Origin of the sequence: Serratia quinivorans, assembly GCF_052113645.1 — a bacterium.
Taxonomy (GTDB): Bacteria; Pseudomonadota; Gammaproteobacteria; order Enterobacterales; family Enterobacteriaceae; genus Serratia; species Serratia quinivorans_B.
Map to the genome: position 1 here is coordinate 1 of NZ_JBIEIU010000018.1, position 22,750 is coordinate 22,750.

General features: G+C 56.1%; 25 protein-coding genes. 14 read left to right on the plus strand and 11 right to left on the minus strand.

The annotated features are described in order from the left end of the window. The 3 genes from ACGS9J_RS23335 to rpiB all read right to left on the minus strand — a co-directional run. On the minus strand, positions 1-64 hold a 64-nt coding region (locus ACGS9J_RS23335), incomplete at its 3' end, for a hypothetical protein (RefSeq protein WP_374193410.1). A 17-nt stretch (positions 65-81) separates the two neighbouring features. Beyond that, positions 82-1,032 (minus strand): transaldolase, encoded by a 951-nt coding sequence (gene tal / locus ACGS9J_RS23340; RefSeq protein WP_442233048.1) that lies wholly within the window; start codon positions 1,030-1,032, stop codon positions 82-84. Between the two features lie 195 nt (positions 1,033-1,227). Then, the gene (rpiB, locus tag ACGS9J_RS23345; protein ID WP_442233049.1) at positions 1,228-1,686 is read right to left on the minus strand and encodes a ribose 5-phosphate isomerase B; all 459 of its coding nucleotides are present in this window, start codon (positions 1,684-1,686) and stop codon (positions 1,228-1,230) included. 298 nt (positions 1,687-1,984) lie between these two features. Between rpiB and ACGS9J_RS23350 the strand changes: the two genes are divergently transcribed. The 6 genes from ACGS9J_RS23350 (at position 1,985) to ACGS9J_RS23375 (ending at position 7,997) form a co-directional block, all read left to right on the plus strand. After that, complete coding sequence (locus tag ACGS9J_RS23350) at positions 1,985-3,097, plus strand: MDR/zinc-dependent alcohol dehydrogenase-like family protein (RefSeq protein WP_442233050.1); 1,113 nt, start codon at positions 1,985-1,987, stop codon at positions 3,095-3,097. Between the two features lie 66 nt (positions 3,098-3,163). Then, positions 3,164-4,432 carry an MFS transporter gene (locus tag ACGS9J_RS23355; RefSeq protein ID WP_442233051.1) on the plus strand — a complete coding sequence of 423 codons (1,269 nt, stop codon included), beginning with the start codon at positions 3,164-3,166 and terminating at the stop codon, positions 4,430-4,432. A gap of 35 nt (positions 4,433-4,467) precedes the next feature. Next, positions 4,468-5,238 (plus strand): SDR family oxidoreductase, encoded by a 771-nt coding sequence (locus tag ACGS9J_RS23360; protein WP_442233052.1) that lies wholly within the window; start codon positions 4,468-4,470, stop codon positions 5,236-5,238. A gap of 29 nt (positions 5,239-5,267) precedes the next feature. Continuing rightward, positions 5,268-6,269: a dihydroxyacetone kinase subunit DhaK gene (locus ACGS9J_RS23365; protein WP_442233053.1), complete on the plus strand. Its 1,002-nt coding sequence runs from the start codon at positions 5,268-5,270 to the stop codon at positions 6,267-6,269. 3 nt (positions 6,270-6,272) lie between these two features. Next, positions 6,273-6,929, plus strand: coding sequence for a dihydroxyacetone kinase subunit DhaL (dhaL, locus tag ACGS9J_RS23370; protein ID WP_442233054.1), 657 nt, complete (start codon positions 6,273-6,275; stop codon positions 6,927-6,929). A gap of 105 nt (positions 6,930-7,034) precedes the next feature. Continuing rightward, complete coding sequence (locus ACGS9J_RS23375; protein WP_442233055.1) at positions 7,035-7,997, plus strand: sugar-binding transcriptional regulator; 963 nt, start codon at positions 7,035-7,037, stop codon at positions 7,995-7,997. A 65-nt stretch (positions 7,998-8,062) separates the two neighbouring features. On the opposite strand, the gene ACGS9J_RS23380 is transcribed toward ACGS9J_RS23375, so the two are convergent. Then, a complete protein-coding gene (locus ACGS9J_RS23380; protein WP_442233056.1) occupies positions 8,063-8,656 on the minus strand; it encodes a lytic polysaccharide monooxygenase in 594 nt (197 codons plus the stop codon). Between the two features lie 406 nt (positions 8,657-9,062). On the opposite strand from ACGS9J_RS23380, the gene ACGS9J_RS23385 reads away from it, so the two are divergent. Beyond that, a complete protein-coding gene (locus tag ACGS9J_RS23385) occupies positions 9,063-10,004 on the plus strand; it encodes a LysR family transcriptional regulator (RefSeq protein WP_442233057.1) in 942 nt (313 codons plus the stop codon). Positions 10,005-10,100: 96 nt separating this feature from the next. On the opposite strand, the gene ACGS9J_RS23390 is transcribed toward ACGS9J_RS23385, so the two are convergent. Then, on the minus strand, positions 10,101-11,600 hold the full coding sequence (locus ACGS9J_RS23390; protein ID WP_442233058.1) for a glycosyl hydrolase family 18 protein: 1,500 nt from the start codon (positions 11,598-11,600) through the stop codon (positions 10,101-10,103). A 295-nt stretch (positions 11,601-11,895) separates the two neighbouring features. Here ACGS9J_RS23390 and ACGS9J_RS23395 point away from each other — a divergent pair, with 295 nt between their 5' ends. The 5 genes from ACGS9J_RS23395 (at position 11,896) to maeB (ending at position 15,603) form a co-directional block, all read left to right on the plus strand. Further along, on the plus strand, positions 11,896-12,222 hold the full coding sequence (locus tag ACGS9J_RS23395; RefSeq protein ID WP_442233059.1) for a phage holin, lambda family: 327 nt from the start codon (positions 11,896-11,898) through the stop codon (positions 12,220-12,222). Continuing rightward, positions 12,212-12,613: a M15 family metallopeptidase gene (locus ACGS9J_RS23400; protein WP_442233060.1), complete on the plus strand. Its 402-nt coding sequence runs from the start codon at positions 12,212-12,214 to the stop codon at positions 12,611-12,613. The genes ACGS9J_RS23395 and ACGS9J_RS23400 overlap by 11 nt, the downstream gene beginning before the upstream one ends. Then, a complete protein-coding gene (locus ACGS9J_RS23405; RefSeq protein ID WP_442233061.1) occupies positions 12,610-12,993 on the plus strand; it encodes a hypothetical protein in 384 nt (127 codons plus the stop codon). The genes ACGS9J_RS23400 and ACGS9J_RS23405 overlap by 4 nt, the downstream gene beginning before the upstream one ends. Next, positions 12,983-13,147 (plus strand): Rz1-like lysis system protein LysC, encoded by a 165-nt coding sequence (gene lysC, locus ACGS9J_RS23410; RefSeq protein WP_442233062.1) that lies wholly within the window; start codon positions 12,983-12,985, stop codon positions 13,145-13,147. Before ACGS9J_RS23405 ends, lysC begins: the two co-directional genes overlap by 11 nt. 176 nt (positions 13,148-13,323) lie before the next feature. Then, entirely contained in the window at positions 13,324-15,603 is a 2,280-nt protein-coding gene (maeB, locus tag ACGS9J_RS23415; protein WP_442233063.1) for an NADP-dependent oxaloacetate-decarboxylating malate dehydrogenase, read from the plus strand. A gap of 51 nt (positions 15,604-15,654) precedes the next feature. Here the strand turns inward: maeB and mmuM are convergent, their stop codons facing one another. Together mmuM and mmuP are read right to left on the minus strand one after the other, a co-directional pair. Then, entirely contained in the window at positions 15,655-16,593 is a 939-nt protein-coding gene (gene mmuM / locus ACGS9J_RS23420; protein ID WP_442233064.1) for a homocysteine S-methyltransferase, read from the minus strand. After that, the gene (mmuP, locus tag ACGS9J_RS23425) at positions 16,583-17,992 is read right to left on the minus strand and encodes an S-methylmethionine permease (protein ID WP_442233065.1); all 1,410 of its coding nucleotides are present in this window, start codon (positions 17,990-17,992) and stop codon (positions 16,583-16,585) included. The genes mmuM and mmuP overlap by 11 nt, the downstream gene beginning before the upstream one ends. A 193-nt stretch (positions 17,993-18,185) precedes the next feature. Between mmuP and ACGS9J_RS23430 the strand changes: the two genes are divergently transcribed. After that, positions 18,186-19,025, plus strand: coding sequence for a ChaN family lipoprotein (locus ACGS9J_RS23430; RefSeq protein ID WP_442233066.1), 840 nt, complete (start codon positions 18,186-18,188; stop codon positions 19,023-19,025). A 188-nt stretch (positions 19,026-19,213) separates the two neighbouring features. Here ACGS9J_RS23430 and ACGS9J_RS23435 read toward each other — a convergent pair whose 3' ends face one another. The 3 genes from ACGS9J_RS23435 to amiA form a co-directional block, all read right to left on the minus strand. Then, the gene (locus ACGS9J_RS23435) at positions 19,214-19,669 is read right to left on the minus strand and encodes a YaiI/YqxD family protein (protein WP_037424104.1); all 456 of its coding nucleotides are present in this window, start codon (positions 19,667-19,669) and stop codon (positions 19,214-19,216) included. Continuing rightward, positions 19,669-20,589 carry an oxygen-dependent coproporphyrinogen oxidase gene (hemF, locus tag ACGS9J_RS23440; protein ID WP_442233067.1) on the minus strand — a complete coding sequence of 307 codons (921 nt, stop codon included), beginning with the start codon at positions 20,587-20,589 and terminating at the stop codon, positions 19,669-19,671. Before hemF ends, ACGS9J_RS23435 begins: the two co-directional genes overlap by 1 nt. 69 nt (positions 20,590-20,658) lie before the next feature. Next, positions 20,659-21,546, minus strand: a complete 888-nt coding sequence (gene amiA / locus ACGS9J_RS23445; RefSeq protein ID WP_442233068.1) for an N-acetylmuramoyl-L-alanine amidase AmiA — start codon at positions 21,544-21,546, stop codon at positions 20,659-20,661. Positions 21,547-21,751: 205 nt separating this feature from the next. Between amiA and ACGS9J_RS23450 the strand changes: the two genes are divergently transcribed. After that, complete coding sequence (locus tag ACGS9J_RS23450) at positions 21,752-22,177, plus strand: GNAT family acetyltransferase (RefSeq protein ID WP_442233069.1); 426 nt, start codon at positions 21,752-21,754, stop codon at positions 22,175-22,177. A 42-nt stretch (positions 22,178-22,219) separates the two neighbouring features. Here ACGS9J_RS23450 and ACGS9J_RS23455 read toward each other — a convergent pair whose 3' ends face one another. Further along, positions 22,220-22,618 (minus strand): YgiW/YdeI family stress tolerance OB fold protein, encoded by a 399-nt coding sequence (locus ACGS9J_RS23455; protein WP_442233070.1) that lies wholly within the window; start codon positions 22,616-22,618, stop codon positions 22,220-22,222. Between the last annotated feature and the right edge of the window lie 132 nt (positions 22,619-22,750).

Consider the following 22,750-nt stretch of genomic DNA (forward strand, 5'->3'; position numbering starts at 1 on the left):
CTTTTTGTACGGCGTCCATGCTGAGTGCGCGGATGGCGTTGGCAAGCTCTTTACGAGAGGACATGTTTTACTCCAGGGTGATTACAGTTCAGCGGCCAGCATGTCTTCCAGCTTCTGCTGGTCAACGGCGAACAGACGGATACCTTCGGCCAGTTTTTCAACGGCCATGGCGTCCTGGTTATGCTGCCAGCGGAATTCGGCTTCGGCCAATGGGGCAGGCTGGTGGAAAGCTTCGGTGGATGGCGTCAGTTTGCGTTCTACCGGTTGCTCGCTTTGTTTGAGCTGCTCCAGCAGGTTCGGCGCGATAGTCAGGCGATCGCAACCGGCCAAGGCCAGGATCTGCTCTACCTTGCGGAAGCTGGCACCCATGATCACGGTTTGATAACGGTGCTGCTTGTAGTATTCATAAATGTTGCGCACTGATTTCACGCCCGGATCCTGCTCGGCGTCATAGTCTGCGGCAGGCTGTTTGGCCTGATACCAGTCATAGATGCGGCCGACGAACGGCGAGATCAGGAACACGCCGGCTTCGGCGCAGGCGCGGGCCTGGGCGAAGGAGAACAGCAGCGTCAGGTTGGTGTTGATGCCTTCTTTTTCCAGCTCCTCGGCGGCTTTAATGCCTTCCCAGGTGGAAGCCAGTTTGATCAGAATACGTGACTTATCAATTCCCTGTTCCTGATACAGGCCGATCAGCTTACGCGCCTTGGCCACGCACATCCCGCGGTCGAAGGACAGGCGAGCATCCACTTCGGTGGAAATGCGACCCGGCACGCTTTTCAGAATTTCGACGCCGATGTTGACCGCCAGTTTATCGCTGGCATTGATCAGTTGGGTCTCTTTGCTGCCACCCTGTTGGCGGGCATAGCTCAGAGCTTCGACGATCAGTGGCTTATATTGAGGCAGCGCAGCGGCTTTCAGGATCAAAGAGGGGTTGGTGGTGGCGTCCTGCGGTTCGAACTGGCGGATGGATTCGATATCGCCGCTGTCGGCAACCACCGTGGTTAGCTGCTTGAGTGCGTCTAATTGGTTCATTAATAAGCTCCTTGACCAAACGTCAATGTAGGGAAATGAGAACGTTTTTCATCGTAGGCTGAACACACTGCATCAGAAGTCCGATGATTAAAATGCGCTTTTTCTGATTGTTGCGATGGATAAGAACAATCGATCCCGAACTGAACCAGACAGGCAGCGGCTTTGCGGCCGCTGACCGCCTCAGGAAAAGCGATTTCAGCCTGGGCCGCCGGCCTGTTCGTAATAACCGATCCTCGCCACTTTTGGCGCCGATCCTCCCCCTTCAAACTCAGATGCCAACCAGGCATCGACAATGGTTTTTGCCAGTTCGACACCGATCACGCGCGCACCCAGGGTAATGATCTGCGCATCGTTACTTTTGCGAGCCCGCTGGGCGGAATAGGTATCGTGGCATTGGGCGGCACGAATGCCCGGAACCTTATTGGCCACGATGCTCATGCCGATGCCCGTTCCACACAGCAAAATACCACGCTGGTGTTTTTCGGCCTTGATAGCCTGTGCGACCTGATAGGCGATATCCGGGTAAATCTCTCCTCCGGTCGTGCGTTCGGCGGTGTAATCGAGAAAAGGAATCTCTCGCTGCGACAGATAAGCAACGATCGCATTCTTCAATTCAATGGCGGCATCATCGGCGCCGATGGCAATGGGCAGCATATAGATCTCCTGGTTGAAGGCGGAAAGGCTGACGAGCCTATGGGGTACGTCATGCTGATTACCATAATCAGATTAAAACAAATGTTCAATAGATGTTCATTTGATTTATCCGTCGCTACCGGGTTAAAGGTGATGTCTGTCACGCAATATACGGTAACTTGGGTTTTCAGGGGCTTTTTGAGCGAAATCACACTTTGAGAAGTTCATTGTGGGCAAATGAACGGGTTGAGTTTAGTGTTCATATGTTCTCATTGTGTATTTATGATCAAAATAGCCAACCCTACCCGAGGAGAAAACCATGTGTCAGACCTGCATCACACCGGCAAAAATGGCGGACGGCATTCCTGAAACCATGAAGGCAGTCGTGGCCTATGCGCCGAAAGATTACCGTCTGGAAGAAGTGGCGGTACCGAAGATTGGCCCGAAAGAGATCCTGGTGAAGATTGAAGCCTGCGGCATCTGCGCCGGCGATATTAAGGCGTTCGAGGGCGCACCCAGCTTCTGGGGCGATGAAGAACAACCGGCCTACATCAAGGCACCGATGATCCCCGGCCATGAATTTATCGGCCATGTGGTCGGTTATGGCGAAGGGGTGGAAGGTTTCAACCTGGGCGACCGGGTGATCTCCGAACAGATCGTGCCCTGTTGGGAATGCCGGTTCTGTAACCGCGGACAGTATTGGATGTGCGAAAAACACGACCTGTACGGTTTCCAAAAAAACGTCAACGGCGGCATGGCCGAATACATGAAGTTCACCAAAGAGGCGATCAACTACCACGTGCCGGCCGATTTGCCGATTGAAAAAGCCATCCTGATTGAGCCTTACGCCTGTTCATTCCACGCCGTACAGCGCGCCAATATCAAACTGGGTGACGTGGTGGTGCTGGCCGGTGCCGGCACGCTGGGGCTGGGCATGATTGGGGCGATCAAAAAATCCGGGCCTGCGAAATTGGTGGTACTGGATCTTTCCGATGACAGATTGGCGCTGGCTAAAAAGTTTGGTGCCGACGTGGTGCTGAACCCGACCCGCGACGACGTCACGGCGATTGTCAGGGAGATGACCGAAGGCTACGGCTGCGATATTTACATCGAAGCTACCGGAGCGCAAAAGTCGGTGGAGCAGGGGCTGCGGCTGATCCGCAAGCTCGGCACCTTTGTAGAGTTCTCGGTGTTCAAGGACCCGGTTACCGTGGACTGGAGCATCATCAGCGATCGCAAAGAGCTGGACGTGCTGGGCTCGCACCTCGGCCCCTATTGCTACCCGCTGGTGATTGAAGGTATCAGCAACGGCGATCTGCCTACCGAAGGGGTCGTGACCCATACGCTGCCGCTGGAGCAATTCGCCGAAGGGTTCGAGTTGATGAAACGCGGTATAGGTTCGATCAAAGTGGTGCTCAATCCTAACGGGTAGTGCCTGCATCATTCTCAAGGTGCGGGCGAGCCTGCGCCTCCACAATCAAATGTGCTGGGGTGTTCTATGTTGCATGGAGTGATTCATCGCATTGGCCTGTCGCCAAAACTACTGCTCGGTTATGCCGGCGTGCTGGTCTTCATGATGGGCGAAGGATTGGAGCAGGGCTGGCTTTCACCGTATTTGATCGGCAAAGGGCTGACCATTCAGCAGTCGGCGCTGTTGTTTAGCGTTTATGGTTTCGCGGCGGCGATCGCCGCCTGGTTTTCCGGCGTGCTGGCAGAGATTTTCACCGCCCGTCGGGTGATGCTGGCAGGGCTGATCCTGTTCCTTATCGGCTCAGTGCTTTTTCTGTCATTGGGTTTGCCGAGCAATAACCTGTCGATGATGGTGCCGACCTATGCGCTGCGCGGCCTGGGTTATCCGCTGTTTGCTTACGGTTTTCTGGTGTGGGTCGCCTATGAGGCGCCGGCGGAAAGGTTGGGGTCGGCAGTGGGCATTTTCTGGTTTGTCTACAGCGGCGGGTTGAGCGTGTTGGGGGTGTTGTACTCCAGCATCATGCTGCCTTATCTGGGGGAAATTCACACCCTGTGGAGTGCACTGATCTTCGTGGTACTGGGCGCGCTGATTGCCCTGATGCTTAACCGCAACGACGGCACGGCGGCAACCGGTGACAGGGAAAAAGCCTCGCTGAGCTATGTCCTGAAAGGTATCACCATTGCGTTTGAAAACCCGAAGATCGGGTTGGGCGGTATCGTGCGCACCATCAATACCTCGGCGGCGTACGGCTTTGTGGTGTTTATGCCGATGTACATGATGGATATGGGGTTTACCCGAACCCATTGGTTGCAGATGTACGCCGCGCTGTGGACCGTGAACATTATTTTCAACCTGATTTTCGGCGTGATCAGCGACGGCCTCGGCTGGCGCAATGTGGTGATGTGGTTCGGCTGTGTCGGCTGCGCGGTGACCACGCTGATGTTCTATTACGTGCCGCAGCTGTTCGGCGCCAATTATTTGTTGACCGTTTGTGCCGCCGGGCTGTTTGGCGCCTGTCTGGCAGCCTATGTACCGCTGTCGGCCATCATGCCGTCTCTGGCACCGGAAAATAAAGGCGCGGCGATGTCGATACTCAATCTGGGCGCGGGTTTAAGCACCTTTGTCGGCCCGGCCGTGGTGGGGCTGTTTATCGGCAGTCTCGGCACCGTGGGGGTGATTTGGATCTTTACCGGCATGTACCTGTTCAGCGGCATTTTAATGAAGTTTGTCACCCTGCCGAAAGAAAGCGTGGCAACGGTAAAAGAGAATAATCCGGGTTTGGCCAAAATATCCTGACTACTCGTAACGTTCACAGTTTTAGGGAGCGACATATGTTTAATAACCAAAGCGCAGCGGGCGGCGAACTGTCTCTGCAGGGCAAAGTGGCGCTGATTACCGGTGGTGCGGCAGGCATAGGCTTGGCCATTGCCGAGCGTTACCTGAAAAACGGCGCGCGGGTGGCTCTGCTCGACCGAGCGCCGCAGGTCGTGCAAACGGCGCAGCAGTGGGATGCCGACGCCGCGCTGGGCATAGTGACCGATGTGACCGACAAGGCCTCGGTGGAACAGGCGGTCGCGCAGGCTAAAGCGCACTTCGGTCGGCTGGACATTCTGGTCAACAGTGCGGGCATTGTCGCGCTGCACCCTGCCGAAGAACTGCCGGAAGAGGCTTGGGACGCCACCATGGCGGTCAATCTGAAAGGGGTCTTTCTCACCAGTCAGGCGGTAGGCCAAATTTTTATCCGCCAGCGTAGCGGTAGCATCATCAATCTGGCCTCGCAGGCCGGTGTCGTAGCCTTGCCTAACCACCTGGCTTATTGCGCCAGCAAGGCCGGGGTGATTGGTTTGACTCAGGTGCTGGCGCTGGAATGGGGGCCGCATAACGTGCGGGTGAACGCCATTTCGCCCACCGTGGTGTTGACCGAATTGGGGCGAAAAGCCTGGTCTGGCGAGGTGGCGGAAGCCATGAAGTTGAAAATTCCGTTGCGGCGCTTTGCACTACCGCAGGATATCGCCGCCAGCGCCTTGTTCCTGGCAAGTGAGGCTGCCGGGATGATTACCGGTGCCAATCTGGTGGTCGACGGCGGTTACACCATCCAATAATTCAACACTCAGAGAAAAGAGAGGCCGTGATGAACAGAATCATTAACGATCCCGACCACGTAGTTGAGGACGCTATCCAGGGGTACCAGTTGGCGCACCCGGAATATTATGCCGCCACCGGCAATGCCAGGGTGCTGAAGTACCCCGCAGCCCCCTTTGCCGGCAAGGTCGGTATTGTGACCGGCGGCGGTTCCGGCCATGAACCGGCGTTTCTCGGTTATGTCGGTAAAAACATGCTCGATGCGGTGGCGATAGGTGAGATTTTTTCTTCACCGACGGCCGGGGCATTTCTTGACGCGTTCAAAGCGGCGGACAGTGGCGCAGGGGTTGCCTGCCTGTACGGTAACTACGCCGGCGATAACATGAACGTCAAAATGGCGATCAAAAAGGCCACCGCTGCCGGCATCAATGTGAAAACCGTGGTGGCAAATGATGATGTCGCCTCGGCACCGGCCAGTGAAATTGAAAAGCGCCGTGGCGTGGCCGGCGAAATTCTGATGTGGAAAGTGGGCGCGGCCGCCGCGGCCAAGGGCTATGACCTTGACGGCGTGATCGGCGCGGCGCAGAAAGCGATTGGCCACTGTCGCTCCATCGGCGTCGGTCTCAGCTCTTGCACCATTCCGGCGGTCGGCAAACCTAACTTCCAGATCGAAGACGGCAAAATGGAGATCGGTATCGGTCACCATGGCGAACCGGGCATCGAGATTTCGGCGATTCAGCCAGCCTCAGTGATGGCCGGCACCATGCTGGATTTTGTGCTGAACGATATGCCGCTGGATAAGGGACAGGAAGTGGTGCTGCTGATTTCTGGCCTGGGTGCCACCCCGGTGATGGAGTTATACATCTATTACGCCGAAATTGAAAAACGGCTGACGGCCCGGGGCGTGAAGATACATCGCCGCTATGTCGGCAACTATTTTACCTCGCTGGAAATGATGGGCGTAACGCTGACGCTGATGAAACTGGACGATGAACTGAAAACCCTGATTGATATGCCTGCGCAATCATTGGGCCTAACCCAGGTGGAGTGAACCATGACAGAACATATTTCGACGCAGTATGGCAATGAGATTGTGGCGGGTCTGATCGAGGCGATTGTCAGTAACCGCGAGTATCTCAGCGAAATTGACGGCGCTATCGGTGACGGTGACCATGGCATTAACATGTCGAAAGGTTTTACCCTGTGCGGCGAAGCGATCAAAGGCCAGTCGTTGACGCTGGCTCAGGCGTTTGATGCGGTGTCTGACGCCCTGATGGAAGGCATTGGCGGCTCGATGGGGCCGCTGTACGGCAGCCTGTTTATGGGCATGGCCGACAGCGTACGGGATAAAGCGACGTTGGATAAACAGGCATTTTTAACCATGTTACGCAATGGGATGAGCGAACTGCAGGACATCAGCAGCGCCGGCGTCGGTGACAAATGCCTGATGGATACCCTGATCCCGGCGGTGGAGGCTTTTGACCGCGCGGTGCAGCGCGGCGACAGCTTTGCGGCGGCACTTGAACACATGAAGCGGGCTGCCGAGCAAGGGCGCGATTCCACGCGTGATTTGATTGCGAAAATCGGTCGCGCCAGCCGCCTGGGCGAACGTTCGCGCGGGGTGCTGGATGCCGGGGCGGTCTCTTGCTGTTTGTTGCTCAGCCAGTTAGCCGACAAAGTGGAGCAACGCTTGAATACCGTTAGCGCATGAAAGCGTTATAATGGCAGGCAATTCAGAGTTGATGGGTGGGTTCAGCATGCTGAACCCATTGTCGTCTACAACAGGCCAGGCCTGCCGTGGGGAAACGTTTAACGGATGGAAAAACAAACAGTGTCCCAGGATAACGAACTGCTGACCGAAATTGCCGTTGCTTATTATCAGGATGAAATCACGCAGGAAGAGATAGCCAAGAAGTTCGGCATCTCAAGGATTAAAGTCGGCCGCCTGCTGAAACGCGCCAAAGAAGAGGGCATCGTCGAGATCACCGTGCGTTATCACCCGGTGTTCAGTACCCGTCTGGAACAGCAGATGATGGAACGTTTCCCTATCAGCCGCGCGCTGATCGCCCTCGACCACCAGGATGAGGAGGAACAACGTCGTCAAGTGGCGGCGCTGGTGTCCAACTATCTGGCGATGTCGTTGAAAGACGATATGGTGGTGGCGGTAGGGCAAGGGCGCAATGTGGCGGCGATCGCCGATCACGTCGGCAGCGTAGCGGAAAGGAACTGCAAGTTTATTTGCGGCATCGGCGGTACCCACCGGCCCGGTGACGCCATCAATGCCGACCACATCAGCCGCCGCTTGGCGAAAAAGTTCGGCGGCAGCAGCGAAACGCTGTACGCGCCCGCCTATGTGGAGAACCGCGCGCTGAAAGATGCCTTTATGCAAAACGGCACTATCAAGGAAACCCTCGATCGGGCCCGCAAAGCGGACATCGCGCTGGTGGGGATCGGCGATATGAACGAAAACAGCTACATGGTGAAGCTGGGCTGGTTTACCCCGCATGAAATCATCGACGCCAGCCTGAATCAGGGGGTGATTGGCGATATCGCCGGTTACGATTTCTTTAGTGCGCAAGGACAGCACGTAGACACCGTAATGAACGATCGGGTGATTGGTCTGAGCATCGACGAACTGCGTAAAATTCCCTGCGTGATCGCCATTGCTTCTGAAAATACCAAGGCGTTGGCCATCCTGGGGGCGTTGCGCACCGGCGCGATCGATATCATTGCCACCAGTGCGCTCAATGTGCGCACTATCCTCAATATGTCGCAGTAACCCCGCGGCATCCGCAATAAAAAAGGGTTCAGCCCCGGCTGAACCCTGTGGTATTTCCCTCCTGATTATTTGCTCAAGTTAACGTCAATCGCCTGATAGAAGGCATTGGCTGTGTCTGCTACATCCCACACGGCGAGGATGACGTGCGAACCGCTACGGTCTGCCGGTATGTTGCACTGGTGGGTGACCTGCGCGGCTGGAATGGCCCCGCCGTCGTTCTGTTGACAGAACGGCGTCAGATCAAACGACGCCCGGGTCAGCGGCTGAGACGCATCCCAGTTCGGTTTGGTGATGAAATAACGCCAGCTGGTGGTGCTGTGGCGTGCGGTCAGCGTCCAGGTGAAGGAGTTGGCGCCGGTGTGCAGATTGATCTTGTTCCAACGGGTCGGCGTTTGCTGATCCAGCTCGAAGAAAGTGGATTTGTCGGCACTGGCGATATGCCCATCCGCCGGACCGGCCTGCGGGAAGCCTTTCAAGCCTTCAACGCTCTGCGGTTCATATTGCACGCTGCCGCACTGGGTATTGAGCTGCAGTTTGCATTGGTAGGAGCGGCTGGCCGGAGTTTCGACGTAGCCATGGGCGCTGGCCTGTTGCGATACGCCGAACAGGGCTGCGCTCAGCAGGCCAAGGGACATAAGGGTACGAGAGGTTTTGTTCATAAGTCACTCCTGACAGAAGTTGTATTGTAAGTTGGGTTTATTTTCACCGACGAAATGAGCGGTTATTAAAGAAATTAAAAACAGCATTTCTCGCGGCTGGTTTTATTTTCGCTCTTGGTTGTGGCGGTCAGGGTGGAATGTTTTATAGGCTATTAACTAAAATTATGATGATGATTGTCTTTTATTTCTTGATTGAATTTATTTAAACGCTGCTGTCTAAAAAAACGGCGTCATGATGAATTTTATTTAAAGGGTTGATGAATAGTCTTTCAGGTGATGCTGTTGGATATGGAGTATATTGCTTGTGGTTTTGCTTACTCTTGTGTGACTTGAACGACTTTTGTGCGCCAACCACTTGGGAATTTAGTGTCATTTTTTTCTTATTTTATGTCAAAGAGGAATTTGTATGACTAGATTATCCCTGGATGCGATTAAAATAATCAGCACCATCAAAAGTACCGGTTCATTCTCAATGGCGGCGGAGGCGTTGCATAAAACCCCTTCGGCGATATCCTACCGGGTTTCCAATATTGAAAGTAAGCTCTGCGTGAAACTTTTTCATCGTAATGGCCCGATGATCACCCTGACGGATGAAGGGGAATTCCTGCTGCAGGAAGGGGGCTGGATTTTAAATGCGGTGCAGGATCTGGAGAGCAGGGTGAGAAACATTCCGAAGCTCGATAATAATATCCGCATTGTGGTAGATAATTTCTTTCCGCTGGAAACGCTCACCCAGGATATCCGCGACTATATTCAGCACAGCCCAAACGCCAACATTTCCGTGCAGCGTGAAGCGCTGAATGGCACCTGGGATGCGCTGAAGAACAACCGGGCGGATTTGATTATCGCCATCGGCCAGATCCCGGACAGCGTGCAGGCCAAGACGCTGATGCTCGGCAAGCTGAATTTTGTCCTGTGTGTTTCACCCTCCCATCCTTTTGCGGCGCAGAAAAAGCCGGTGGATAAAAACCAGCGGCTGAACGATATCGTGGTGGGCATTGCCGACAGCAGCCACGAACTGCCCAAGCGTAACCACGGCGCCATGCCGTTGCAGCGCCAACTGGTGGTGTGCGACGTCGAGAGCAAACTGGCGCTGTTGAAACGTGGTATCGGTCATGGCTTCTTGCCGCCGGCGCTGATAGAAAAAGAGCTGGCGAGCGGGGAGTTGGTTACGGTACCGGTCGATATGCAAAAAGGGGACGAAATGATTTGGCTGGCCTGGCATCCAGCCAGCAAGGGCGCCGGTTTTACCTGGTGGCACGAGCGGCTGACGCGCAAAAGCGATGTCTTCAGTCTGATGGGACGGGAAGTGATACGTGATGGGGGTTATCCTTGGCGTAACAACTGAGGGGATAGCCACGTAGGGATGCGAAAATTAAACTTTTAAAGCAGTGAAAACCCCGTCGCCATCAGCCACGGGGTTTTTTTATGTCGTCGCTTACCGTTACGCCACGCGGCCCACTTTCAGCCAGGCGGTATCGGAGCCGGGCACGGAGGTGATGTAACCCCATTTTGTCTGCCAGACATAGCCCTGATAAGACACCAGTGCCCCCTGATTATAAGTGGTGCCGGCCACGTAGGCCGGGGCGCTCATGATCGGCAGATTGCCGGGACCGACGCCGGTATAACGCAAGCCGGTGCCCATATCCAGCTGGCTGTCATCATAGTCCGGCGCGTTGAAATAACGGTCCAGTGAGGCCAACAGATCGCCGTTGCGGTTGTCCTGGCCCAGATGCCAGAACATCACGCCACCCAACTGTTGCTGTTTGATGTACTTCGCCTTGTATTTGAAGCTTTCGGCATCGTCATAGGTGACGAACAGGCCATTGGCCGCGTGGTACAGATACGGCGTTTTGGTTTTGTCGTTCCACAGGCGCTGATAGCCGTAGTTGCCCACCAGCATTTGCTCCAACTGACGGTAAGAGGCGATGCGCGGATCCTTGTCGCGGACACATTCTTCGCAACCGACCAACCAGTAATCGGTACCTGGGAAGGGATCTTCCCCCGGCGTGCTGTGGCTGCTGTACTGGCCACCGTTGTTGCCGCTGACGCCCTTGAATGCCCGGCCATAGAAGGGCACGCCCATGACGATTTTGCTGCTTGGCACGCCTTCCAGCATCAGGTGTTGTTGCACTGCGGCGTCCACCGTCAGGCTGAACGGGCTGGGAAAGGCGCGGGTCAGTTCTTCCCAGCTCCAGCCCAGGTTGACTTCACGCAGCGCGTTATAGAAGGTCGGCCCGGCGCTGTCGCCGAACAATCCCGCCTGATGGTTGGTGATCTTCTCCCACGGACCGGCCAGATCGTAGGTCATCAGGTTGATGTAATCGAGTGAGGCCACGATCTGCGGCAGCTTGCTGTAGTAACGCGACAGGAAAAACGCACCGCCGGCACCGGCAATGGTCAGTTGGTAAGGCAGTGCCTGGCGGCCGTCGGCCTGGGTCTGCTGGTTCAGCAGGGTACGGATCTCCTGCAGCGCGGCGACAAAACCGTCCACCTCGCTGCTCTGCGGGTATTCCCAGTCAATGTCCACGCCGTCGAAGCCATAGTCTTTCATGATACGGACGCAAGATTGCGCAAATTTGGTGCGCGCCGCCGGGGTCTTGACCGCGTTGACATAGTTGGCGTGGGACACCCCCAGATCGTTGGAGTAATACCAGCCACCAATAGAGAACATGATGCGCAGATTCGGGTTATGTGCCTTCAGCGCAGTCAACCGACTCACCACATCGCGCGCTTTGGCGTCGTTGGTTTCCGGATCCCAGGCACACTCCAGATTACTGTTAATGTCGAGGAACGAGAAATTAATGTGGGTCAGTTGCCTGGCCTTGGCGGGTGTAATATTGGACACCGGGAAAGGTACGATTGAGGTATCGGACTCGGTATAGTGATTAATTTGGTTGGTAGGAATGAAATAATAACCAATAACGGCTTTACGTTCGGACATGGTATGTCTCCAGGGTTGAGGTTTTTTTATTGAGAGTGAATCTCCCGCCGCTATTAATGTTTATTTATCGAATAAAGAGAAGTCGAAATAAATCACAATAAAGATGAATTTTTTATTGGCCTGTGTCGTTATTTGGCTGGGCGCTGTTGTGTCAGCGTTGAGCGTGAATGAATTTGACCGTAGAGGCTGTATTTATTCATTTGCTTTGTTATAGCATCCTTAACTAGATTCTGATGGTACCGATATTTCACCGGCCGTGATTGGCGCTTAATTAAAATAAAATAGGAGTGTAGCTATGTCCAGCTTAGAGCCAGACGCTGTTGGCTTAATTATCCAGCGAGCATGTGAATATCTTCAGCCGGTGATGAATGCCATTTTGGCAGGCCTCATGGCGTTATTACACGGGGCTTATCGCAACGTAGGGATGCGGCGTCGCTTATTAAATGCCGCTATGTGCGCATTATTGGCCTGGACGGTGCGCGATGCATTGGCACTGACCGGGCTGGAATTAAAGTGGGCGAATCTTGCCAGCGTACTGATTGGTTTTCTTGGGGCGGATTATATCAGCGTATTAATTAAAAAATTCATCGGCAAAAAGACGGGGCTCAAAAATGATAAATGAAATTGAAGACATTAGTTTCACCGCGCGTAGCGAGACGAATTTACTGGGCGTCCACCCGGATCTGGTGCGGGTGATGCGGCTGGCGCTGCATTATTCGCTGGTGCCGTTTTCCATCACCGAAGGGCGACGCAGCATGGCGCGTCAGCGTGATTTGGTGCGCGGCGGGCAAAGCCAGACGCTGAAAAGCCGCCATTTGACCGGCCACGCGGTGGACGTGGTGGCGATGCCGGCGGGCGTGGTGTCCTGGGAGTGGGATTACTACGCGCAAATCGCGGTGGCGGTACGTCGCGCTGCACGGGAGTGCACGGTCAGCGTCGAGTGGGGCGGGGAGTGGAAGACGCTGAAGGACGGGCCGCATTTCCAGCTTTCCTTCAAGGATTACCCGGCATGAGCGGCTGGCTGAGCAGGCTGGCGCAGGGGGGATTGCTGCTGCTGTTGCTGGTCGCCATCTGCCTTGGCGGCTACAGCTCACTGTTGTCGCACCGACTGGAGTTGGTGCGACAACAAGCGGGAGAACAGCAAAAGACCCTGGCGCAGCAGGCGGGTTTGATCGCCACGCTGCAAACCCAGGACGCACAGAACCGTGCGCTGATGGCGGCCCAGCAACAGCAGGAGCAGCAGTTGCGGCAGCAGAGCGACGTTTACCAGAGGAAATACCGTGAAGCGATTAAAAATGACGCCTGTGCTGGGCAGCCTATGCCTGGCGCTGTTATTGAGCTCTTGCGCCCAACCGCCGCAGCCGGCAGCGCCGGTGGTGCTGTTGCCCCCTGAGACGGCGTTTATCCCTTGTGAGCAGCCGCAGCTGCTGGGCAATACCTGGGGCGATGCGCTGAGTTACACCCTGGCACTACAAACCTCGTTACAAATTTGCGCAGGCCGGGTGGCAACGCTCAACGCCTGGCGTGCCCAACTGCCGTCGCTCTGACGGCAGTGTTTTTCTTCTTCGTCCTGTGGTACTTCTTTTTTTACTTTTAAAAAACTATTTCGATCAAGGTTATGGCCCGCTTCAAAGTTTGTGACGTTTCTCTCACTATACTGGTCTAGCCTTAAAGGTTTACAAGTCTTACCTCAACATAAAAGCAAAAAGCATAGGAACCCATAATGGACGAACAGCTCAAACAGAGTGCGCTTGATTTTCACCAATATCCGGTCCCAGGGAAGATCCAGGTATCTCCAACCAAACCGCTGGCCACCCAACGCGATCTGGCACTGGCTTATTCGCCGGGCGTTGCTGCGCCTTGTCTGGAAATTGCTGCCGACCCGCTGGCGGCCTACAAGTACACCGCGCGTGGCAACCTGGTGGCGGTCATTTCCAACGGCACGGCGGTGCTGGGACTGGGCAATATCGGCGCATTGGCCGGTAAGCCGGTGATGGAAGGGAAAGGCGTCCTGTTCAAGAAATTTTCCGGTATCGACGTGTTTGATATCGAAGTGGATGAGCTAAACCCTGACAAGCTGATCGACATCATCGCTGCGCTGGAGCCGACCTTCGGCGGCATTAACCTGGAAGACATCAAAGCGCCGGAGTGTTTCTACATCGAGCAGAAGCTGCGCGAGCGCATGAAGATCCCGGTGTTCCATGACGATCAGCACGGCACCGCGATTATTACCACCGCCGCCGTGTTGAATGGCCTGCGGGTGGTGAAAAAGAACATTTCCGACGTGCGACTGGTGGTTTCCGGCGCCGGTGCCGCGTCGATCGCCTGTTTGAACCTGCTGGTGGCCCTGGGGCTGCGCCAGCAGAACATTACCGTCTGCGACTCCAAAGGGGTGATCTACAAGGGCCGTGACGCCAATATGGAGCAGACCAAGGCGGCTTACGCGATTGAAGATAACGGCCAGCGTACGCTGGGGGACGCGATCCCTGATGCTGACATCTTCCTCGGCTGTTCCGGTCCGGGCGTGCTGACCCAGGACATGGTGAAAACCATGGCCAGAGATCCGCTGATCATGGCATTGGCCAACCCTGAACCGGAGATCTTGCCGCCGCTGGCGAAAGCCGTGCGCCCGGACGCGATTATCTGTACCGGCCGTTCCGACTACCCGAACCAGGTGAACAACGTGCTGTGCTTCCCGTTCATCTTCCGTGGTGCGCTGGACGTGGGGGCGACCACCATTAACGAAGAAATGAAGCTGGCCTGCGTGCATGCGATTGCCGATCTGGCGTTGGCAGAGCAAAGCGACGTGGTGGCTTCGGCCTATGGTGACCAGGACCTGTCATTTGGCCCTGAATACATCATTCCAAAACCTTTCGATCCGCGTCTGATTGTTAAAATCGCCCCGGCGGTCGCCAAGGCGGCGATGGAGTCTGGCGTGGCGACGCGTCCGATTGAAGACTTCGACGCCTACGTCGAAAAACTGTCTGAGTTCGTCTACAAAACCAACCTGTTCATGAAACCGATCTTTGCCCAGGCGAAGAAAGAAATGAAGCGCGTGGTGATGGCAGAAGGTGAAGAGGAAAGGGTTCTGCACGCCACTCAGGAACTGGTGTCGCAGGGGTTGGCTTACCCGATCCTGGTAGGGCGCCCGAGCGTGATTGAGATGCGACTGAAAAAACTCGGCCTGCAACTGATCGCGGGCAAAGATTTTGAAGTGGTGAACAACGAGTCCGATCCGCGTTTCAATGAATACTGGGGCGAGTACTACCAGATCATGAAGCGCCGTGGCGTTTCGCAGGAGCAGGCGCGCCGTGCGGTGATCGGTAACCCGACGCTGATTGCCGCCATCATGCTGCATCGTGGCGAGGCGGATGCGATGATCTGCGGCACCATCGGCAGCTATCACGAGCACTACGACGTGGTCGAAAAAGTGTTTGGCTTCCGTGAGGGTGCGCACGTCGCCGGGGCGATGAATGCGTTGCTGCTGCCAAGCGGCAATACCTTTATCGCCGACACCTATGTCAATGACGATCCGACGCCGGAGCAACTGGCGGAAATCACCCTGATGGCGGCGGAAACCGTGCGCCGTTTCGGCATTGAACCGAAGGTGGCGCTGCTGTCCCATTCCAGCTTTGGCTCTTCCGATAACCCGGCGGCCTGCAAGATGCGTAAAACCCTCGAGCTGGTGAACCAGATGGCTCCGGAGCTGGAAATTGACGGCGAGATGCACGGTGATGCCGCGCTGGTTGAGAGCATTCGTAATGATCTGATGCCGGATAGCCCGCTGAAAGGCTCGGCCAACGTGCTGATCATGCCGAACATGGAAGCGGCGCGCATCAGTTACAACCTGCTGCGTGTGTCATCTTCCGAAGGGGTTACCGTGGGGCCGGTACTGATGGGGGTCGCGAAACCGGTGCACATCCTGACGCCAATCGCCTCGGTGCGCCGCATCGTCAACATGGTGGCGCTGGCGGTGGTGGAAGCCCAGACCGAACCTTTATAAGCCTTTAGCGATAAATCGCCCCCTGATGCCCTTGGCGCAGGGGGCTTTTTTTTATGCTTTGCAGAGCACCGCGATCTGGCGAATGTCCTGCGGCGTCGTCCGGCAGCAACCGCCAATCAGCCGTGCGCCAATACGTTGCCATTCTCCTACCTGATCAATCAGGCTGCCGTGCTCGCCACCGCAGGCGTGCCAGGTTTTGCTTACCGCGTCGTAATGTTCGCCGGAGTTTGGATAAACCAGCAGCGGCTTGTCGGCCAATGCGGCGAATTGTTGCAGCGCCGGAGCCACATTTTCCAACGCAATGCAGTTTATGCCTATCGCCAGCACCTGCGGGTTCGCGCTCAACAGCGGCATAACCTCGGTCAGCGGCGTGCCATCGCTGAGGTGTTGGCTGTCGCGCAGGGTGAAGGCGAACCAGGCGCCGAGCGTCGGGAATTCTTGTAACAGCGTCAGCAATGCCTGCAACTCGCCGAACGAGGGGAGGGTTTCACAGGCCAGCAAATCCACTCCGGCTTCGGCCAACGCCTGGATCCGTGGGCGGTGAAAGGCGATCATTTCTTCCTGCGGCAATGCGTAATCGCCACGATATTCAGACCCGTCGGCGAGATAAGCGCCGTAGGGGCCCACCGAGCCGGCAATCAGCAACGGAGCCGATTGCGGGTGCTGCGCCAGATGGTCGTTGCGCGCTTGCTGTGCCAATTGCACGCTTTTGGCGATCAGCGCCAATGACTGAGTTTGATCCAGCCCGCGACGCAAAAAGCCCTGCGGCGTGGCCTGATAACTGGCGGTGATGGCGCACTGCGCCCCGGCGTTGAAATAGTCGAGGTGAACCTGATAAATCAGTTCGGGGTTCTCAATCAGGACCTTGGCCGACCATAACGGATCGCTGAGATCACAGCCGCGCGCCTCCAGTTCGGTTGCCAGCGCGCCGTCAATAATCAGCGTGCGGTGAGTGGCCAATAGCGCGGCGACAGGGTTGTTAACCGACATGATTTTCTCCCAGAGAGGTTTTTTGCCCGGCACGGCGGGTCAGATAATAGGCGGCGTAGCACAGCGCGACAAACGGCAGCCCGCAGTAAAGCGCGATGCGCTGCTCCGGGTCGAACGCCAGCCCGACGCAGGCCAGCAGGCACAGGGAAAAACCGACGATCGGCGTTAACGGGTAACCCGGTGCACGGTATTTCAGGCCGTCGATTGGCTGGCCACTGCGCAGATAATGGCGGCGGAAAGCGTAGTGTGAGGCGCAGATGCTCAACCAGACCACCACCACCGCAAAGCCGGAAATCGCCGACAGCGCGACAAACACCGTGTCCGGCGCGATCACGCTGGTCAACAATGCCAGCACGCCGCCAAGCATGCTGAAGGTCAGCGCGTTAATCGGGATGCCGCGCTTATTGACGCGGGAAAAATAGGCCGGCAGGGTGCGCTGGTTGGCCAGCGACCACAGCATACGGCCCGAAGCGTACAGGCCGGAGTTGGCCGCCGACAGAATGGCGGTCAGGATAACAAAATTGAAGATATCGGCGGCATAGGGCACGCCGATGCGTTCAAACACCAACACAAACGGGCTTTTGACAATCCCGGCCTGATCCATCGGGATCAGCGCCGCCAGAATAAATACCGTGCCGATAAAGAACAGCATCAGGCGGATCACCGTGGTGCGTATCGCCCAGGGCACCACCTTCTCCGGATTTTCGGTTTCGCCTGCGGCAATGCCGATAAGCTCGGTGCCGGAGAAAGCGAAGTTCACCGCCACCATCGTCATCAGGATCGGCAGCGTGCCGTTGGGCAGCCAGCCGGAGGCCGTCAGGTTATGCAGGAAGGGCGCCGGGGTACCGTCTTTCATCGGCAGCAGGCCGAACATCGCGGCACCGCCGAGGATGATAAACGCCAAAATAGTGATCACCTTGATCAACGAGAACCAAAATTCGCTTTCCGCGAAGAAGCGAGTAGTGACCACGTTGAGCAGGAAAATGGCGACGCAGAAGATCAAACACCACAGCCAGACTGGCGATTGCGGGAACCAATATTGCATGCAGAAACCGGCGGCGGTCAGGCTGGAGCCTAGCGCGACGGTCCAGGTGAGCCAGTAGAGCCAGGCCACGGTATAACCGGTAGCCGGGCCAAGGTAACGGGAGGCGTAGACGTGGAAGGCGCCGGTTTCCGGCATCGCCACCGACAGCTCGCCCAGGCACAGCATGACCAGATAGACCACCAATGCGCCAATCAGATAGGCCAGCAGGGTCCCCAGGGCGCCGGTGGTAGAAATGATATAGCCGGTATTGAAAAACAGCCCGGTGCCGATCACGCCGCCCAGTGACAGCATCACCAGGTGTCGGGCCTTCATGGTGCGTTTGAACTGCCCTTCGGCGGGAACAGGTGAGTGCATGATATTCTATCCGTATAGACGTCTAAACAGCCAAATGGCTATTGGTTATACCCGCAATACTTCATGAAATCAATGTGTGACCAGAAACCATAAAGTAAAAAATAGTTATCGAGTTCTCAGGATAGGGGGTTATCTATATGCAAATGATAATTATTATCTATAATGTCGCCACTTTTTATGACAGGGCAGCAACATGAAATTTTTGATTTTATTGGCCGCGCTGGCGCTCGGCGCCTGCAGTCAAACCCCGGTTTCCTCGCCGAAAAATACCCTCGGTGATTTGGGGAAAATTACGGATTTGCACAATGGGAAAACCCTGTCGCCTGACCAGCTTCTGGCCCAATTGGCGGCTCAACCACGGGTTATCGTTGGTGAAAAGCATGACAACCCTTACCACCATCAAATTGAGCTGTGGCTGGTGCAAAGCCTGCCGCAGCAGCGGCCACAGGGCAGCGTGCTGATGGAGATGATTAACCCGAATCAGCAGGCCAAAGTAAACCAGGTGAAACAGTGGCTACAGGGGGATCCCAGCGTTCGCGACGGCCGCGTGGCGGAGTTGATTAACTGGCAGCCGGGATGGAAATGGTCGCTGTACGGTGATGTGGTGATGGCGGCGATGCGTGCCCCGTATCCGCTGTGGTCAGCCAACCTGGATCGCGATGAAATCATGGCGTTTTATCAACAGCCGCGTTTCCCGCAGGGGTCACTGTCGGTGCGTCCGGTGGTACAGAAAGCCCTGGAAGAAACCATCCGCACTTCTCACGGCGGCAAGATTGAACCTCAACAACTGCATGCGATGTTGGCGATCCAACAGCAGCGCGACCGGCGTATGGCCGAACGTCTGCTGGCTGCGCCCACACCGGCGCTGTTGATCGCCGGTGGCTATCACGCCTCCAGGTCCGTCGGGGTGCCGCTGCACGTGCAGGATCTGCAACCGGCCGCGTTGCCGACGGTGCTTATGCTGGCAGAGCCCGGTGTACAGGTCGATAAACAGGTGGCGGACTATCTGTGGATCACCCCGGCAGTAAAGTGAATGTGTTAGCCGGAGCGCGACGAAAATGAGCCATTGCTCAAAGAGTGGGTACCGAACATATTGACCTGAACAGCACTGCGCCGTTCAACCCTAACCTGTTCCAGAGATTTCTCGCCGACCAACACCGCCCGTGGGCGAACCTATATCTTCGGCGGGGAGGTGAGATTCTAAGCGACGTGCGGGCGCAATTACTGCGCCCGTTTTGCCTGCTGCAGCCATTTGTCCAGTTCGTTGGCGAACTGCTGACGGTCGCGCTGGTTCAGCGTATTCGGGCCGCCGGTCTGGATACCGCTGGAGCGCAGGGTGTCCATAAAGTCGCGCATGTTCAGGCGCTCGCGAATGGTGTCCGGCGTATAGCGTTCACCGCGCGGGTTCAGCGCCACCGCACCTTTCTCAATCACTTCGGCCGCCAGCGGGATATCGGCGGTGATCACCAGATCGCCTTTCTCGCAGCGGCGCACGATTTCGTTATCCGCCACGTCAAAACCGGCCGCCACCTGCAGGGTGTGGATGTGTTTGGACGGCGGCGTTCGCAGCGGTTGGTTCGCGACCAGCGTTACCGACATGGCAGTGCGATCCGCGGCGCGAAACAGCACTTCTTTGATCACGTTAGGACAGGCGTCCGCATCGACCCAAATCTGCATTATTCAGGCTCCTTCAGCCAATCGCGTACCGGCAGGAAATCACGGTACAGCGCCGCTTCCGGGCTGCCATCCGCCGGTTGATAGTTGTATTCCCAACGCACCAGCGGCGGCATCGACATCAGGATGGACTCGGTACGGCCCCCGGTTTGCAGACCGAACAGCGTGCCCCGGTCCCACACCAAATTGAACTCGACGTAGCGACCACGACGATACAGTTGGAATTGACGTTCGTTATCGCCCCAGCTCAGCGCCTTGCGTTTTTCCACGATCGGCAAATAGGCATCGAGGAAACCTTCGCCTACCGCTTGGGTGAACGCGAAACAGGTGGCGAAGTCCGGGGTATTGAGATCGTCAAAGAACAGGCCGCCGATGCCGCGGGCCTCGTTGCGGTGCTTGATATAGAAATAGTCATCACACCACTTTTTGTATTTGGGGTAGAGCTGCTCACCGAAGGGCGCGCAAAGCTGCTCTGCGGTGCGATGCCAGTGGACGGCGTCTTCTTTAAAACCGTAGAAGGGGGTCAAATCAAAGCCGCCGCCAAACCACCACACCGGCTCTTCGCCCGGCTTTTCCGCAATGAAAAAACGCACGTTGGCGTGGCTGGTGGGGATGTAAGGGCTGCGCGGATGGATCACCAGTGACACGCCCATCGCCTGGAAGCTGCGGCCGGCCAACTCGGGGCGGTGCGCGGTAGCGGAAGCGGGCAGAGTGGCACCGGAGACGTGTGAGAAATTGACGCCTGCCTGTTCGAACACCGCGCCGTCGGTCAATACCCGGCTGCGGCCACCGCCGCCTTCTTCACGCGTCCAGCGGTCTTCGTTGAAAACGGCGCCGCCGTCGGCCAGGGCCAACTGCGTGCAGATGCGGTCCTGCAGCGCCAGCAGGAAGGATTTTACTTCTGCGATGGTCGATAAACTCATACGGAATAATTCACAGCGTCTGACTGAACAAGCCGCAGAGTATACCTTTATTCGCTTCGGCTGGCAGTATCAGCCGGGTTTTCGTTGGTGCGCATCGTAATAGCTGAAGAAACTGATCACGCCGTCGGCGATAGCCCGCGCGATTTTCTCGCGAAATGCGGTGGTGCCAAGCAGGCGCTCTTCCGCCGGGTTGGTGATGAAGGACGTTTCGACCAGCACCGACGGAATCGACGGAGATTTCAGCACCGCAAAGGCCGCCTGTTCGGTGCTGTTGCTGTGCAGATGGTGCACCGGGCGGATCTGGCCGAGCACATGGCGACCGAGCGTCAGGCTGTTATTGATGGTATCGGTCTGCACCAAATCGAACAGCACCTGTTGCAGATAGTTGTCCTGGTTTTTGTATTTGCCCCCGGCCACGTCGTCGGCGGCATTTTCACGGTTGGACAGATAGCGCGCCATGGCGCTGCTGGCACCGCGATTGGACAGGGCGAATACCGAGGCGCCGGAGGCTTCCGGGCTGGTAAAACCGTCGGCATGAATGGAGATAAACAGGTCCGCCTGATGCTGGTGGGCAATCTCCACCCGTTGAAACAGCGGGATAAATTCGTCTTCTTCCCGCGTCAGGCGCACTTCGACGTGTTCCTGTTCGTGCAGGATACGACGTACGTGGTTGGCGATCTCCAGCACCACGTGTTTTTCCTGCGAACCTTCGCTGCCGACGGCTCCGGAGTCGATACCGCCGTGACCGGGATCGATCATCACCAGTCTTTTGCTGCCGGTGGGTTTAGGGGCCGGTTTGGCGTGTTGCTGACGCAGCATGCCGCCGGACTCGGCTTTGGCCGTTTGGCTTTTGCTGCCGAGCAGCACCAGGGCCAGGCCGGAGAGCAGTAATTGGCGTCGCGTGGGGGAAACGGAGAGCGGTTTAAAATTGAGGAATTGTTTAACCTGCTTTTTCATAACGCTACGCTCCATCGACAAATTCTATTTTGCGACGTTATATCGTATTGATAATCATTAATCGACCGGATAACTATGTCCATTTATTACGCGGGTAACCGGTGATTTCTACATTATTGGGCGGGGAAATCGCAGTTTGATATTGCGTAAGTGAATAATCACGCGATAATCAGATAAACACCTTAATTAACAGCGGCGAACATCGATGGAAATTCGCGTATTTCGACAAGACGACTTTGAAGAAGTCATTACCCTGTGGGAGCGCTGCGATCTGCTGCGGCCGTGGAACGATCCCGAGATGGATATTGAGCGCAAACTGAATCACGATCCGGAGCTGTTTCTGGTCGCGGAAGTGGGCGGGGAAGTCGTGGGATCGGTGATGGGCGGGTATGACGGCCACCGAGGCTCGGCTTATTATCTCGGGGTTCATCCGGATTATCGCGGGCGCGGTATCGCCAATGCGTTGATCAGTCGGTTGGAGAAAAAGCTGATCGCGCGCGGTTGTCCGAAGATCCAGCTGATGGTGCGTGAAGATAACGACACGGTGATCGAGATGTACGAAAAGCTTGGTTACGAGATCCAGGGCATTACCAGCCTGGGCAAGCGGTTGATCGAAGATCAGGAATATTGAGTGTTGTTTTGGGCGGTGAGTTTTCACCGCCCAAACTGCGCGTTAAGGCAGTTTTTTGATGGTTTTCACGTCGACTTCCACGTTGCTCCAGTCTTTATCCACTTTCCCTTCTAATTGCACTTTATCTTTCGGGGTGATGGTCTGACCGTTCCAGCGTTTTTTGTCGATCTCCACCGTCAGGGTGCCGCTGGCGTCGCGGAAAGTATAGGTGTCGTCGCCGACGCGCTGTTCAATGTTGCCCTGCAGCATCACCCAGGTGTCATCACTCATTGATTTGACCTTGTCTACGGTGGTCAATGCTGCGCTAGGGCCGGAGAAACCGCCTTGCTGAGTGTTTTGGGTGTGCATTTGCGGTGCCGCTGGATCGAGGAACCCGCCTTGCTGTGCCAGAACGGGGGCGCTGCACAGAGCAATTAATGCGGCCAGGGTATATTTTTTCATCTTTAGCTTCCTTATCTCTATCGAGGATTAAAGCCCTGCCAAACAGGACTGCTGGTTTGATGGGGTTAAGTAAAGCATGAAAATCTTAAGGGGTTCTTAAGCCTGCGCATTGAAAACCAGAAATACGGCTCC

Coding starts and splice junctions, on each gene's coding strand:
- hemF (WP_442233067.1), bottom strand. CDS start 20,589: ATGAGTTTATCGACCATCGCAGAAGTAAAATCCTTCCTGCTGGCGCTG.
- ACGS9J_RS23455 (WP_442233070.1), bottom strand. CDS start 22,618: ATGAAAAAATATACCCTGGCCGCATTAATTGCTCTGTGCAGCGCCCCC.
- mmuP (WP_442233065.1), bottom strand. CDS start 17,992: ATGCACTCACCTGTTCCCGCCGAAGGGCAGTTCAAACGCACCATGAAG.
- ACGS9J_RS23360 (WP_442233052.1), top strand. CDS start 4,468: ATGTTTAATAACCAAAGCGCAGCGGGCGGCGAACTGTCTCTGCAGGGC.
- tal (WP_442233048.1), bottom strand. CDS start 1,032: ATGAACCAATTAGACGCACTCAAGCAGCTAACCACGGTGGTTGCCGAC.
- ACGS9J_RS23390 (WP_442233058.1), bottom strand. CDS start 11,600: ATGTCCGAACGTAAAGCCGTTATTGGTTATTATTTCATTCCTACCAAC.
- amiA (WP_442233068.1), bottom strand. CDS start 21,546: ATGAAAAAGCAGGTTAAACAATTCCTCAATTTTAAACCGCTCTCCGTT.
- ACGS9J_RS23350 (WP_442233050.1), top strand. CDS start 1,985: ATGTGTCAGACCTGCATCACACCGGCAAAAATGGCGGACGGCATTCCT.
- ACGS9J_RS23385 (WP_442233057.1), top strand. CDS start 9,063: ATGACTAGATTATCCCTGGATGCGATTAAAATAATCAGCACCATCAAA.
- ACGS9J_RS23380 (WP_442233056.1), bottom strand. CDS start 8,656: ATGAACAAAACCTCTCGTACCCTTATGTCCCTTGGCCTGCTGAGCGCA.
- ACGS9J_RS23405 (WP_442233061.1), top strand. CDS start 12,610: ATGAGCGGCTGGCTGAGCAGGCTGGCGCAGGGGGGATTGCTGCTGCTG.
- rpiB (WP_442233049.1), bottom strand. CDS start 1,686: ATGCTGCCCATTGCCATCGGCGCCGATGATGCCGCCATTGAATTGAAG.
- ACGS9J_RS23365 (WP_442233053.1), top strand. CDS start 5,268: ATGAACAGAATCATTAACGATCCCGACCACGTAGTTGAGGACGCTATC.
- ACGS9J_RS23395 (WP_442233059.1), top strand. CDS start 11,896: ATGTCCAGCTTAGAGCCAGACGCTGTTGGCTTAATTATCCAGCGAGCA.
- dhaL (WP_442233054.1), top strand. CDS start 6,273: ATGACAGAACATATTTCGACGCAGTATGGCAATGAGATTGTGGCGGGT.
- ACGS9J_RS23435 (WP_037424104.1), bottom strand. CDS start 19,669: ATGCAGATTTGGGTCGATGCGGACGCCTGTCCTAACGTGATCAAAGAA.
- ACGS9J_RS23430 (WP_442233066.1), top strand. CDS start 18,186: ATGAAATTTTTGATTTTATTGGCCGCGCTGGCGCTCGGCGCCTGCAGT.
- ACGS9J_RS23375 (WP_442233055.1), top strand. CDS start 7,035: ATGGAAAAACAAACAGTGTCCCAGGATAACGAACTGCTGACCGAAATT.
- ACGS9J_RS23400 (WP_442233060.1), top strand. CDS start 12,212: ATGATAAATGAAATTGAAGACATTAGTTTCACCGCGCGTAGCGAGACG.
- mmuM (WP_442233064.1), bottom strand. CDS start 16,593: ATGTCGGTTAACAACCCTGTCGCCGCGCTATTGGCCACTCACCGCACG.
- maeB (WP_442233063.1), top strand. CDS start 13,324: ATGGACGAACAGCTCAAACAGAGTGCGCTTGATTTTCACCAATATCCG.
- ACGS9J_RS23355 (WP_442233051.1), top strand. CDS start 3,164: ATGTTGCATGGAGTGATTCATCGCATTGGCCTGTCGCCAAAACTACTG.
- ACGS9J_RS23450 (WP_442233069.1), top strand. CDS start 21,752: ATGGAAATTCGCGTATTTCGACAAGACGACTTTGAAGAAGTCATTACC.